This is a genomic window from Clostridium beijerinckii, assembly GCF_008705175.1.
GTDB lineage: Bacteria > Bacillota > Clostridia > Clostridiales > Clostridiaceae > Clostridium > Clostridium beijerinckii.
In genome coordinates this window covers 1,414,386-1,428,774 of the sequence record NZ_CP043998.1, presented here as the reverse complement: position 1 = coordinate 1,428,774, position 14,389 = coordinate 1,414,386, and the positions used below count along the sequence as shown (strand labels likewise).

Sequence of the window (14,389 nt, the reverse complement as noted above, 5' to 3'; positions counted from 1 at the left end):
TAAAAAAAAGGCAATTAATTGCCCTTTATTTCTCTTCCTTATTTTCTTGTTCTACTAAAGCATCTTTTCTCGAAAGATTTATTCTACCTTGGTTATCAATTTCTGTAACCTTAACTAAAATCTCATCTCCAATAGATACTACATCTTCTACTTTGTTCACTCTTTCCTTAGCTAGCTTAGAAATATGAACTAATCCTTCTTTACTTGGTAAAATCTCAACAAAAGCTCCAAATGTAGTTATTTTAGTAACTTTTCCAAGATAAACTTCTCCAGCTTTAACTTCTTTAGTTAATCCTTCTATTATCTTTATGGCTTCATTAACACCATTATGATCAGTTGAGCTTACAAATACAGTTCCATCTTCTTTTATATCTATCTTAACTCCTGTATCTTGTATAATTTTATTTATAACCTTACCACCTGCTCCTATTACATCCCTTATCTTATCAGGATTTATGCTCATAATTTGTGTTTTTGGAGCATATAATGAAACATCTTCTTTAGGTGTAGAAATACATTCGTTTATTTTATCAATTATAGTAAGTCTAGCTTTTCTAGCATCTCTTATAGCATTTTCTACTACATTAAAACTAAAACCTTGAAGCTTAGTATCTACTTGAATAGATGTTATACCTTCTGTTGTTCCAGCTACCTTAAAATCCATATCTCCAAAGAAATCTTCTATTCCTTGAATATCAGTTAATACTGCTTCTTCACTTAAATCTTCTGAAGTTATTAATCCCATTGCAATACCAGCTGCTGGTCTTTTAATTGGTACACCTGCATCTAATAATGCTAATGTTGAACCACAAACTGATGCTTGTGAAGTTGAACCATTAGAACTTAAAACTTCTGATACTAATCTTATTGTATATGGGAATTCTTCTTCGGAAGGGATTAATGGTTCTAAAGCTCTTTCTGCTAAAGCTCCATGACCTATTTCACGTCTACCAGGACCTCTTAAAGGTTTTACTTCTCCAACACTGTATCCTGGGAAATTATAATGATGCATATATCGTTTTGATTGAGCTTCATCTATTCCATCTAGAATTTGAATCTCGCTAATTGAACCAAGAGTTGCAACTGTCATTACTTGAGTTAATCCTCTTGTGAATAATCCTGTACCGTGTGTTCTAGGCAAAATTCCTATTTCACATCCTAATGGTCTGATTTGATCAAATGCTCTTCCATCTGGCCTTCTCTTATCTTTTAGAAGCATGTGCCTTACAACTTTCTTTTGCATAGTGTAAAGAACTTCCTTAATATCGCCCATTTTGTCAGCATATTTTTCACCAAATGCTTCATTAACTTTTTCATAAACTGCATCAACAGCAGCATTTCTTTCATCTTTTTCCATGATATACATTGCTTCTTTAATCATGTCAGATGCAAATTCTTTAACATCTTTTTCAAGTTCTGGATCTACAGCATATAATACTGGTTCATCTTTTTTCTTTCCAAACTTAGCTACTGCTTCTTCTTGGAATGCAATAATCTTTTGACACTCATCAAAACCATATTTAATAGCGTCTATCATAGTATCTTCTGGTATCTCCTGTCCACCAGCTTCAATCATCATTACTCTTTCTTTTGTAGCGCATACTGTTAAATGAAGAATGCTTTTTTCACGACCTTGAGTATCTGGATTTGTAACGAATTTACCATCGATAATTCCTACTTGAACTGCTGCAGCTGGAATTGTATAAGGAATACTTGAAAGGCATAATGCAAGCGATGCTGCATTAATTGCTAAGATTTCTGGCAAATTATCTTTTTCTACGGATACAACTGTAGTAACAACTTGAACGTCATTTCTGTATCCCTTTGGAAATAGAGGTCTTAGAGTTCTATCAACAGCTCTACCATTTAATATAGCTTTTTCTGATGGTCTTCCTTCTCTCTTGATAAATCCACCTGGAATTTTACCTACTGCATATAATCTTTCTTCATATTCAACACTTAGAGGAAAGAAATCAATTCCTTCTCTTGGCTGCTCTGATGCATTAACATTAGTTAAAATTACTGTGTCTCCATAGCTAGTAAATGTTGCTGCATTTGATAACATACCTACTTTTCCGAACTCAACTTTCAATTCTCTTCCAGCGATTTCAGTCGTTAGAACGTTATTCATAATTTATGACCTCCCTTTAGGTTCATCTAATCATTAATAATATTGTATAATTTTTCTATAATTTGTATAGTTTAAAATAATAGAGCGGAAAACTCCGCTCTAAAAATTATCTTCTTAAACCTAATTCTTTGATTAAAGTTCTATATCTTTCGATATCTTGATCACTTAAATAGTTTAAAAGACCTCTTCTTTGACCAACCATCATTAATAGCCCTCTTCTTGAGTGATGATCTTTCTTATGAACTTTTAAATGTTCAGTTAAAGATTGAATTCTTTCAGTAAGTAATGCTACTTGAACTTCTGGTGAACCAGTGTCGCCTTCGCTTCTTCCAAACTTTTTAATTAATTCTAATTTTCTTGCCTTATCCATTATAAGTGCACCTCCGTGTATTATATTAATTATCCCCTAGTTCCAAGTAAAAGATGGCACCTTACAACTTAGAATTAGGTTCCCTGTGTTATTATATCAAAAGTAACTATTATTGTAAACTATATTATTAAAGCCGACATGCAATTCTCATTTTTCGCAAAAGCTTTATCACTTTCGAGCTGGTCCTTTAACTCTTCTAAACTATTAAATTTTTCTTCGTCGCGGATTTTTTTTATAAAACTCACATCTATTTTATCTCCATATATTTCTTTATTAAAATCTAATATATAAGTTTCTACCGTTAAATTTTTACCTTCAACCGTAGGATTGTATCCAACAGATGTGATTCCTTTATATATATTATTATTTACCTTAACATTAGTATAATATACACCAATCTTAGGTAAAATGAAATTTTCATCATATTTCAAATTCGCTGTAGGAAAACCTATAGTTCTTCCAATTTTCTTTCCATGAATAATTTCACCACTTAATGTGTAAGGCATGCTGAGCATCTTATTAGCTTCTGAAACCTCACCATCTTGAATGGCTTTTCTAATTCTAGTACTGCTTACAACATCGTTATTATATGTACGTGGATCCATAACATATAGTTCATACCCATATTCATTTTGCAATTCTCTTAGAAGTTCTACATTTCCTAAATTCTTGTATCCGAATTTATAATTAAACCCTACAACAAACCCCTTGATATTATAATTAACTATCAAAAACTCTATAAATTCCTTTGGTGTCATTTTCATAAATTCAAGATCAAATTCCTTAAAGCAAACTATATCTACTTTATGTTTTTCCAGAATTTTTGCTTTTCTTTCATTGTCCATCAAAAGTTTTACTGAGTTTTCTTTATTTATAAGAGTTCTTGGATGGTTTTTAAATGTAAAAACCATACTTCTCCCTTTATTTTTTTTTGCAACTTCTACTACTTTATTTATTAAAGAAAGATGCCCAATATGAAGTCCATCAAAACTTCCAAGAGCTATATAATTATTAGAACTTTGAATATCTTTTGAATGTTTATCTATAATTATCATTATCCTTACTCCTAAATCAAGGCACCCAGAAAAACAGCTACATACTAGTTAAGATGCCTAAAGCAACAATTTTTCGATTTTGAATCCATCATCATCTTGTTTTCCAATTCCTATAAAAATGCCTTCACTATCATATACCCTATATAGAACATTTTTTTCTCTTTTTTCATTTGTCAATCTCTTATCGAATACTTTAACTCCATTTATTAATAATTTAGTAAATGTACTCTTTACTGTAATTTTAGGGTAAAAAGAAAGTGCATCCTCTATAGTCATAATATAATCTTGTATATTTTCCTTAGTTAAATCATCTATGTTTACACTATCTAATTGCTTAAAAATAGATGTTTCAGATCTATTTAATTCTGCCATAGCTGCTCCAACTTTTAGTTTTTCACCAATATCATAACATAAACTTCTAATATATGTCCCTTTTGAACAAGCTACTTTCATATATACATAAGGTAATTCAATCTTCAAATCTGATATATTAAATATTCTAACTTTTCTCGCTTCTCTTTCAACCTCAATACCTTTCCTAGCCAATTCATAGAGCCTTACTCCATTTTTTTTAAGGGCAGAATACATAGGTGGAACTTGGTCATATTCTCCGATAAAGGATAATGCGACCTCTGAAACTTCATCACTCTTAATATGATCTATTTCATTCTTCTCCAATATCTCACCTTCAAGGTCATATGTGGTTGTCTTCACTCCAAGTAGAAATTTCACCTCATATACCTTATTACTGTTCATGATATAATCAATAGTTTTTGTAGCTTTTCCAAGGCAGACTGGAAGGACTCCAGTAGCTTCTGGGTCCAATGTTCCAGTATGACCGACTTTCTTTTCGTTAGCCAAGAATTTTATTTTTCTAACTACATCAAAGGAAGTCATTCCTTTATTTTTGAATATATTTAATACTCCATTTATCTGTGAAGTTTTTGTATCTTTCATATATGAATTCTCTATTCCTTCCTTATATAAGTGAAGTTATTACTTACTTTTCATAAATATAATTTATATTTTATGAGTCGAGCTCTTCTTTAAGTATCTTTAGCAGATTTTCTTTTGCAGTTTCTATATCTACACCTTTTTGCATAACTCCAGCAGCTTTTATATGCCCGCCACCGCCATATACTTCTGCAACTTTTCGAACATCCACATCATTTTTAGATCTTAAGCTTCCTTTAACTCCATCTTCAACTTCTTTCAAAAGCATAGAAACTTCTACACCTTTAATTCCAAGGCCAACTGAAATTATATCTGAAGTATCAGTATTTTTTAAGTTAAATTCCTCTAACATTCCCTTCGGTATCTCAAGGACTGCTACTTTATTTTCTAGAGCGAGCTCAATATTAGATAACACACATCCCATTAATTTTACTTTCTCAAATGGTTTATTATCAAAAAGATTACTATGGACTTTACTGTTGTTTACTCCAAGTTCTATAAGTTCTGATACTATTTTATGAGTTCTCTTAGTAACATTGGAATGCCTAAAAGAACCTGTATCTGTTACAATCCCTGTATAAACTGCGTTCCCTATATTTATTTCAACATCAGTTTTATTATTAAAATCAATTCCTAACTCTTTTGCTAGTAAATATGATATTTCACATGTAGCCGCTGCACTTACATCAACATAATTTATAAATCCATATTCTTCATTTGAAATATGATGATCAATATTAATAATCTTACCTTTGTAATTACTTAGATCTGCAGAAATTCTTTCAACATTACCACAATCCAATATCATTACAAGATCAGTGCCCTCTTTAGGCTCTAAAGTATTACCATCAATTTCGTTGGCAAAAGAAAGGAAAGAGAGGTTATCAGAAATAACATCTCTTGATATAATATATGAATCCTTTCCTAAATGTCTTAATGCATTTAGTAATGCTAAAGTGCTGCCTATAGCATCTCCATCTGGAGATGTATGGAATGATAATCCAATTCTTTTTGATTTTAAAATTTCTTCTTTTATTTCTTTAAGACTACTCATTGCCCTTACTTATCCTTTGAATTAATTCATCCATATGCATACCGTAATTTATAGAGTCATCTAATTCAATAATTATTTCTGGTGTGTGCCTTAAATTTATTTTTTGGCCTACTGATTTCCTTATAAATCCACTTGCATTTTTTAATGCCTCTAGATTATTTTTCTTTTCCTCATCATCTTTAGAGAATATACTTACATAAACCTTAGCATATCTTAAATCTTTTGTAACTTTAACATCTGTAACTGAAATCATAGCTGTAAGTCTTGGATCTTTAACTTCATTTTGAATTAAATTACTAATTTCTCTTTTAAATTCTTCGTTAATTCTTCCACCTCTATAGTTTGCCATGTTGATCTTCACCTCTTTTAAAGTTCTTTTCTCTTAATTGCCTCCATCATGAAGCATTCAACGATGTCACCTTCTTTAATATCGTTAAACTTTTCAATTGTTAAACCACATTCGTATCCTGCATTAACTTCTTTTGCATCATCTTTAAATCTCTTTAATGATGATAATGCAGATTCAAATATTACTATTCCATCTCTTATAACTCTTGTCTCTGCATTTCTTTGAAGTTTACCCTTTAGCACATAACAACCAGCAATTGTTCCTACATTTGAAATTTTATAAGTTTCTCTTACTTCTGCTGTTCCTAATATAACTTCCTTATAATCTGGTTCAAGCATTCCTATCATTGCTGACTTAACATCATCAATTGCATCATATATAATTCTATAAGATTTAATATCTACTCCATCTCTATCAGCTTGAGCAGCCGCATTGTTGTCAGGTCTTACATTAAATCCTATAACTATTGCATTAGATGCTGTCGCAAGAGTTATATCTGTTTCAGTTATAGCTCCAACACCACCATGAATAACTCTTACCTTTACATCATCAGTAGAAAGTTTTTCTAAAGATTGCTTTATAGCTTCAACAGAACCTTGAACATCTGCTTTTACGATTATAGCAAGCTCTTTAACCTTACCTTCTTTAATTTGATTATATAAATCTTCTAATGATACTCTATGGTTAGCAAGTAAAGTTTCTGCTTTTAATTTGTCTTTTCTGCTTTCAGCCATATTTCTAGCAGTTTTTTCATCTTTTACTTGATTAAATCTATCTCCAGCTTCTGGAACTTCAGAAAGTCCTAGAACCTCCACTGGTATAGATGGTCCAGCAGATTTTATTTTTTTACCAGTATCATCAAACATAGCCCTTATTCTACCATATGTAGATCCGACTAATATAGAATCTCCTACTCTTAAAGTTCCATTTTGAACTAAAAGACTAGCAACTGCTCCTCTACCTTTATCTAATTTAGCTTCTATAACAGTTCCAACTGCTCTTCTATCTTTGTTTGCTTTAAGTTCAAGCATTTCTGCAGTAAGTAGAACCATCTCTAATAACTTATCAATATTAAGGTTTTGTTTCGCAGATACTTCTTCACATATAGTATCTCCGCCCCAGTCTTCTGCAAGCAATCCTTGTTCAGCTAATTCTTGCTTAACTCTATCTACATTTGCTCCTGGTTTATCTATTTTATTTATTGCAACAACAATAGGAACTCCTGCTGCTTTACAGTGATTGATAGCTTCCTTAGTTTGTGGCATGATTCCATCATCTGCAGCAACAACTAATATAACAACATCTGTAATTTGTGCACCTCTAGCTCTCATAGCTGTAAACGCTTCATGACCTGGAGTATCTAAGAATGTTATTTCTTCTCCGTTCAATTTAATAGTATAAGCACCTATATGCTGAGTTATACCACCTGCTTCTGTATCAGTAACTTTTGCTTTTCTTATACAATCAAGTAAAGATGTTTTACCATGGTCAACATGACCCATAACAGTTACAATTGGTGGTCTCTTTTGAAGATTTTCTTCATCATCTTCTTCTATTTTTAATACTTCTAACTCTTGAATTTCTTCTTTTCTTTCAACTAAAACTCCATATTCAGCACAAACCTTTTCTGCAGTTTCAAAATCTATTTCCGCATTTATTGCTGCCATAACTCCGGCAAAAATTAACGTTCTTATTACATCATTTGAAGGTTGTTGCAATTTTTCTGCCAATTCCTTAACAGTTATGCTTCCACCAATTTCAATTACTTTACCTTCAGCCTCTGCTTCAGCAGCTATTCTTGCTTCTTCTTGTTCTTCTTTTTTAGTCTTTTTCTTTTTCTTTATACCTTTGTTAAGTTGTTCTGCTAATTCATCTTCATATACGTCAACTATGCTTTTTGAATTCTCAGCATTATCAGCCGATGCTACTAAATCGCTTGGTGATTTTCCTGCTAATAATTCTTTTATTAATTCAGCATCTTCGTCTTCAATTGTACTCATATGATTTTTTACTTCTATATTAAATTCTTCCTTTAATATAGTTATTAATTCCTTTGACTCTATGTTTAATTCTTTTGCTAATTCATGTACTCTTATTTTTGACATGCAGTCACCCCCGTATTATTATCTACTCATATATTTTTTTCCTCCTCATATAACGCTAACAGTCTTTTTGCTATATCGTTATCTAGAATTCCCAGCAACATAATTTCTTTACGTCCAATTGGAGGTCCTAGTTGTTCTTTTGAGAAGTCTTCAATATATGGTATATTTTTTTCATTACAATGCTTTTTAAATTTATCTTTAGATTTATCTGATAAATCATTAGATATGATAAAAAGATAAATTTTAGTATTATTTCTATAGTCATCACACTTGCTATATCCTTCAAGCAAGTTTCCTGACTTCTTTGCCATACTTAGAAAGTTAAAAAACTTATTCATTATTTACTTCATCCTTTAGTTTATTATAAATTTCTTCACTTATAGGAATTTCTAAATTTCTACTAAGTCTTTTTGCTTTAAATGCTTTTTCTAAGCACTCTGTGTTCTTACAAATGTATGCGCCTCTTCCTGATTTTTTACCAGTCAGATCAACACACACCTCGCCTTCTGGAGTTTTAACTACTCTTATTAATTCTTTTTTTGGTTTCATTTCCATGCAACCAGTGCACATTCTTAAAGGAATTTTCTTAACCTTCATGAAAAGCACCCCTCTATTCTTGTATTTCTTCCATTGAAGTTTCTTCATCTATTGAATCATCAACTTCAATATCATCAAAAATTTCTAATTCATTTAAATCTGTAGTTTGTTCATTTTCAATTTCTACTTCAGTATTTAGAATTCTTTCATCTTCTTCATCTTGCGCTTCTTTTTGAGATTTACTCTTTATATCTATCTTCCAATTTGTAAGTTTAGCCGCAAGTCTTACATTTTGGCCTTCTTTACCTATTGCAAGCGATAACTGATTATCATCAACAACAACCTTTGCAGATTTATTATTTTCATCAACCGCTACACTTAGCACCTTTGCAGGACTTAAAGAATTAGCTATAAATTCTTCTGGATTTTTGCTCCATTTTATTATATCTATTTTTTCATTCTTAAGTTCATTAACTATACTTTGTACTCTTACTCCTTTTGGTCCTACACAAGCGCCCATTGGATCTACTTCTTCATCGTTAGAGTATACAGCTATTTTACTTCTTGAACCTGCTTCTCTTGAAATACTTTTAATTTCAACTACGCCTTCAAATATTTCTGGAACTTCAAGTTCAAATAGTCTTTTAACTAATCCAGGATGTGTTCTTGATACATGTATTTGAGGTCCTTTATTACCATTTTTAACTTCAACTATATATAGTTTTAACTTTTCGTTGAATTTATATTCCTCATTTGGAATTTGTTCATTAGGTCCTATTATACCTTCCAATTTTCCCAAATTTACAAAAACAATACCTTTATCTTTTCTTAATATAGTTCCTGTAATTATATCAAATTCTTTTTCTTTGTATTCATCATATATTATAGTTCTTTCAGCTTCCTTAATTCTTTGAGTAACAACCTGCTTAGCAAGTTGTGCTGCAACTCTTCCGAAATTTTTAGGAGTTACTTCTAAACTTATAATATCATCAACTTCACTTTTAGGATTTAATTCTTTAGCTTCTTCTAATGAAATTTCTGTTACATCATCATATACCTCATCAACTACTGTCTTTTGAGCATATACATGTATTTCTCCTGTTTCTCTATCGATATTAACTTTCACGTTTTGTGCATTTGTATTGGCATTTGCATAATTTTTCTTATATGCTGCAACCATCGCGTCTTGAATAGTTGTAAAAAGTAAATCTTCACAAATCCCCTTTTCCTTAACTAATTCTTTAAGAGCACCTACAAACTCTTCATTCATTTTTATACCCTCCTCGTTATATTTCCCCTTCTAAATTTGCTGCCTTAATTTTATCTCTTGGTATTTGAATTTCTGTCTCGCCTTCTACTAATATAGAATCTTCTGAGACATCTCTTAATAATCCTTTTACACTTTTCACTCCATTTAGTGAACTAGTAAGCCTAATTAGCACTTCGCTTCCTATGTACTTTTTAAAATGCTCTTCTTTATATAATCCCCTATTAAGACCTGGCGAAGAAACTTCTAAATAATATGCTTCTTTAATTGGGTCTTCCACATCTAGAATCTCACTAACTCTTCTTGAAACCGCTTCACAATCATTTAATGATACTCTGCCTTCTTTATCTATATATATTCTTAAGTAAAACTCACCGTTTTCCTTAACATATTCTACATAATATAATTCACATGACAATTCTGAAACAATAGGTCTTACTAATTCTTCAATTCTTTCAATCAATACATCTTTTTTCATCTTTCTAACCCTCACTTTCATCTTTTAAAAACACATGTCTTATATCTATCTTATGCATTTTTAAAATTTGTAATCAAAAACGCAACTATCTTAAGTTAGTTGCGTTACAAACAGAAAGAGCGGGTAACTTCCCACTCCTTTTTTCTAGCTATTAGAAATAAATCTTCTTATATAATATCATAAACAAATTAACTTTACAAGGGATATTCCCAAATTTTAAATATCTGCTCAATATTTTAATGCATAGTTCATAATTCACAATTTTAAAATACATTTTATAGACATATACATTATTATATATACTTAGCTTCGCGATTCTTCAATCTGCGAAAACATCCCTAATTTAATTTCGTGCCTTTTTCATCTGTGAAATGTTCTTATTTGCACTCCGTGCTTTTTTCATCTGCGAGTTGTTCTTAATTGTGCTCCGCACCATCTTCATCTGTGCATAATTTTTCTATTTCTTCCATTAGGGCATCAATAAGATCTTCTTCCTTTACTTTCTTTATGATTTCGCCTTTTTTAAAAATTATTCCTTCTCCTTTTCCGCCAGCAATCCCAATATCAGATTCCCTAGCCTCTCCAGGCCCATTTACAACACATCCCATAACAGCAACTTTAATATCTTTTTTATAATTTTCAAGCCTTTTTTCAACTTCTTCTGCAATTTTTATCAAGTTTATTTGTGTTCTGCCACAAGTAGGACAAGATACGAATTCAACGCCTTTTTTCCTTAATCCCAATGCTTTTAAAATTTCAATTCCAACCTTTATTTCTTCAATTGGATCAGTGGTTAATGATACCCTTATAGTATCACCTATTCCTTCTGCAAGAAGCGTCCCTATTCCTATACTTGATTTAATTGTCCCTCTTTGAATAGTTCCAGCTTCTGTCACTCCTAAATGAAGAGGATAATCACATTTTTCTGCTATCAATCTATAACATTCTATCATCATTTGTACACTAGATGATTTTATAGATATCACAATATCGTGAAAGTCTAAATCCTCTAAAATTTTAACATGTCTTAAAGCGCTTTCAACCAAACCCTCTGCCGTTGGCATGCCATACTTTTCTAGAATATCTTTTTCTAGAGATCCAGAGTTAACACCAATTCTTATTGGTATCTTTTTCTCACTACAAGCTTCTTTAAGTATTTTTATTCTATCTACACTTCCTATATTACCAGGATTTATTCTAAGAGCTGAAACACCATTTTCTATTGCTTTTAGCGCTAATTTATAATCAAAATGTATATCTGCAACTACTGGTATTGGAGATCTTTTTGTAATTTCCCCTAGACTTTCTGCATCTTCCATATCCAAAACTGCGCATCTTATGATATCGCATCCAGCGCTATATAGCTTTTCTATTTGATTCAAAGTATTTTCCACATCTTTAGTACGAGTATTTGTCATTGATTGTACTGTGACAGGTGAGTCCCCTCCAACAAATACATTTCCAACTTTGACTTTTCTAGATTTTCTTCTTTCCATACAATGTATCTCCTCTAATTATAATTAATCTAAAATATAAACATTATATATATATATTGCAAAAATAATTCTTCAACATAATTCTAAAAATATTGCAAGAATTCTAGCCGTAATTGTGAATTGTGCATTGTGAATTGAAGCATATATATTTTTGCATATTTCTCTTTTATCAAAATATTTCTAATACTATTTTTTTAATATTTGTCTTATAATTCTTATAAATTGTACATTATTAAAATTATGTATAGTAAGTTTAATACTTTAAACTTAGGAAACTTGCATTCATATAAGAATCACTTCAAATCTGAATGCAAGTTTTTTATAGTTATAAAATCATTTTTTATTCTTAGAACTTTACAGGGAACAATATATCTTTTATTGTTACTAATATCATCAAACCTATAAGTGCAGCAAATCCTATATAATTTAAAACTCCAACTATTTTATCCGGAACCTTTCTTCTAGTTATTAACTCTATAAGTAATATCACACACCAGCCTCCATCTAAAGCTGGGAAAGGTAAAAGATTAAAAACAGCTAAATTAACACTTAAAAAAGCAGTAAAGTAAAGTAGCGGCCAAATTCCAGCTTTAGCAGTTTCTGCCGAAATCTTAACTATTGTAAGTGGACCACCTACATCAGTTTTTAGATTAGCCTTACCTGTGAATATCATCTCTAAACCTTTAAAAGTTTGAGAAACTAACGAAGCTGTCTGATTAAAGCTCTGCTTAAAACTCTCTGAATATCCTGGATTTTGAATTCTTTCAAAATTAAGCCCTATTAATAATTGTCCTTGTTCATTCTTCATTGGTGTTACCGTAACGTCCTTCTTTTCTCCATTTCTTTCAATAGAAATATCTACTGGATTTCCATTTGCTAATACTATTCCAGCCGAAATATTATCGTATGAGAAAGCTCTCATTCCATTTACTTTCACGATTTTATCTCCTGGTAAAATCCCAGCTTCTGAGGCTGGTGAATCTGGAGTAACTCCAGTCGGAATCTTATTTGTGTACCCAAACGCATGTATAAAGAAAGTAAAAATAACTATCGCTAATACATAATTCATAAATACACCAGCAATTATTATGCTTATTCTTCTTAATGGAGATTTTGCTGAAAAACTTCTTTCGTCTTCAACACTTTCTTCCTCTCCCATCATTTTTACATATCCACCTATTGGAAATAACCTCAAAGAATATTGTGTTTCTTTTCCTTGGTTAGAAAAGATTTTCGGTCCCATTCCAATTGAAAATTCTTCTACTCTTACCCCATTAAGTTTAGCTAATGTAAAATGTCCAAGCTCGTGAACTATTATCAAGACTCCAAATGCTAATATAGCCAAAATTATATACATATTAAATTTTTCCCTCCTTAAAGTACCGCATTTTTTATTACATATTCCTTAACTTCTTTATCTAACTCAATAATGTTTTCTAGGGTTAATTCTTTATTTGCCTGAGTTTTAAATACTTCCATGCATCTTTCTATTATGTCAGCTATTTGTAAAAATTTTATCTTTCTATCTAAAAACAACTCTACCGCTGCTTCATTTGCTCCATTTAAAATAGTTGGCATAAGTCTACCTGCTTTTCCAGCTTTAAACGCTAAATTTAAAGCTTTAAAAGTATCTATATCAGGTTTTTCAAATGTTAATTGAGATATTTCATAAAAATCTATTGTATCTGCAATACGCTTTTCCCTATTTTCGTAAAGTAGAGCATATTGTATTGGTAATCTCATATCCTGTGCTCCAAGTTGTGCAACTATACTTCCATCATTATATTCTACCATCGAATGCACAATACTTTGTGGATGAACTACGACCTGTATATTATCATAATCACAGTTAAAAAGCCAATGTGCTTCTATCACTTCAAGTCCTTTATTCATAAGTGTCGCAGAATCTATGGAAATTTTTCTCCCCATATTCCATTTTGGATGTTTCAGTGCATCTTCCACCTTTATATCTTCAAGACTTTCTAAAGTTCTTCCTCTAAAAGGTCCTCCTGAAGCAGTTAAAATTATTTTTCTCAAAGTATTTATATCATTCCCCCTTAAGCATTGAAATATAGCACTGTGTTCCGAATCGACTGGAAATATTTTTACATTGTTCTCTTTGGCAGCTTTCATCACAATTTCGCCTGCTACAACCAAAGTTTCCTTATTGGCAAGAGCAATGTCTTTTTTTGCCTCTATAGCTTTCATAGTCGGCTCTAATCCTATCATTCCAACTACAGAAGTTACTACCATATCAATTTCATCTAAAGATGCTATCTTATCAAGTCCTTCTATCCCTTCCAATACTTTAATCTTTTTATTATGCTCTTCACAATACTTTTTTATTTCGTGAGCACTTACAGCATCCATCATACCTACATAAGAAGGTTTGAACTCTTCAATTATCTCAATAACTTTTTTTACAGATGTGTTCGCCGTTACTCCTATAAGCTTTAGTTCTCCATTTGATTTTCTTATTACATCTAAGGTCTGAGATCCTATCGAACCTGTAGCCCCTAGTATAGAAATGTTTTTCATTCTTTTTCCTCCTAAAAGCAAATCTTAATCAGTACTGCTCAAGGTTTAATTCGAA

At 31.3% G+C, this 14,389-nt stretch carries 14 protein-coding genes; all 14 read right to left on the bottom strand.

All coding sequences use genetic code 11. The features are described 5' to 3' along the window. Window positions 1–25 precede the first annotated feature (25 nt). Complete coding sequence (locus tag F3K33_RS06490; RefSeq protein WP_011968545.1) at window positions 26–2,131, bottom strand: polyribonucleotide nucleotidyltransferase; 2,106 nt, start codon at window positions 2,129–2,131, stop codon at window positions 26–28. Window positions 2,132–2,237: 106 nt separating this feature from the next. After that, window positions 2,238–2,501 carry a 30S ribosomal protein S15 gene (gene rpsO / locus F3K33_RS06485; protein WP_011968544.1) on the bottom strand — a complete coding sequence of 88 codons (264 nt, stop codon included), beginning with the start codon at window positions 2,499–2,501 and terminating at the stop codon, window positions 2,238–2,240. Window positions 2,502–2,620: 119 nt separating this feature from the next. Further along, a complete protein-coding gene (locus F3K33_RS06480) occupies window positions 2,621–3,556 on the bottom strand; it encodes a bifunctional riboflavin kinase/FAD synthetase (protein WP_011968543.1) in 936 nt (311 codons plus the stop codon). A 57-nt stretch (window positions 3,557–3,613) separates the two neighbouring features. Then, window positions 3,614–4,489 (bottom strand): tRNA pseudouridine(55) synthase TruB, encoded by an 876-nt coding sequence (gene truB, locus F3K33_RS06475; RefSeq protein ID WP_023973315.1) that lies wholly within the window; start codon window positions 4,487–4,489, stop codon window positions 3,614–3,616. A 94-nt stretch (window positions 4,490–4,583) separates the two neighbouring features. After that, window positions 4,584–5,564 carry a DHH family phosphoesterase gene (locus F3K33_RS06470; protein ID WP_011968541.1) on the bottom strand — a complete coding sequence of 327 codons (981 nt, stop codon included), beginning with the start codon at window positions 5,562–5,564 and terminating at the stop codon, window positions 4,584–4,586. Then, complete coding sequence (rbfA, locus tag F3K33_RS06465; RefSeq protein ID WP_011968540.1) at window positions 5,557–5,913, bottom strand: 30S ribosome-binding factor RbfA; 357 nt, start codon at window positions 5,911–5,913, stop codon at window positions 5,557–5,559. Before rbfA ends, F3K33_RS06470 begins: the two co-directional genes overlap by 8 nt. Window positions 5,914–5,930: 17 nt before the next feature. Further along, window positions 5,931–8,018 carry a translation initiation factor IF-2 gene (gene infB / locus F3K33_RS06460; protein WP_011968539.1) on the bottom strand — a complete coding sequence of 696 codons (2,088 nt, stop codon included), beginning with the start codon at window positions 8,016–8,018 and terminating at the stop codon, window positions 5,931–5,933. 26 nt (window positions 8,019–8,044) lie between these two features. Further along, a complete protein-coding gene (locus tag F3K33_RS06455; RefSeq protein ID WP_011968538.1) occupies window positions 8,045–8,356 on the bottom strand; it encodes a 50S ribosomal protein L7ae-like protein in 312 nt (103 codons plus the stop codon). Further along, a complete protein-coding gene (gene rnpM / locus F3K33_RS06450) occupies window positions 8,349–8,615 on the bottom strand; it encodes an RNase P modulator RnpM (RefSeq protein WP_017210732.1) in 267 nt (88 codons plus the stop codon). Before rnpM ends, F3K33_RS06455 begins: the two co-directional genes overlap by 8 nt. Window positions 8,616–8,628: 13 nt before the next feature. After that, window positions 8,629–9,825 carry a transcription termination factor NusA gene (gene nusA, locus F3K33_RS06445; protein ID WP_011968536.1) on the bottom strand — a complete coding sequence of 399 codons (1,197 nt, stop codon included), beginning with the start codon at window positions 9,823–9,825 and terminating at the stop codon, window positions 8,629–8,631. 16 nt (window positions 9,826–9,841) lie between these two features. Further along, a complete protein-coding gene (gene rimP, locus F3K33_RS06440; protein ID WP_011968535.1) occupies window positions 9,842–10,300 on the bottom strand; it encodes a ribosome maturation factor RimP in 459 nt (152 codons plus the stop codon). A gap of 416 nt (window positions 10,301–10,716) precedes the next feature. Then, complete coding sequence (gene ispG, locus F3K33_RS06435) at window positions 10,717–11,796, bottom strand: flavodoxin-dependent (E)-4-hydroxy-3-methylbut-2-enyl-diphosphate synthase (protein ID WP_011968534.1); 1,080 nt, start codon at window positions 11,794–11,796, stop codon at window positions 10,717–10,719. Between the two features lie 346 nt (window positions 11,797–12,142). Next, on the bottom strand, window positions 12,143–13,153 hold the full coding sequence (gene rseP, locus F3K33_RS06430) for an RIP metalloprotease RseP (RefSeq protein WP_011968533.1): 1,011 nt from the start codon (window positions 13,151–13,153) through the stop codon (window positions 12,143–12,145). A gap of 17 nt (window positions 13,154–13,170) precedes the next feature. Then, window positions 13,171–14,334 (bottom strand): 1-deoxy-D-xylulose-5-phosphate reductoisomerase, encoded by a 1,164-nt coding sequence (gene dxr, locus F3K33_RS06425; RefSeq protein ID WP_023973316.1) that lies wholly within the window; start codon window positions 14,332–14,334, stop codon window positions 13,171–13,173. Window positions 14,335–14,389 lie beyond the last annotated feature (55 nt).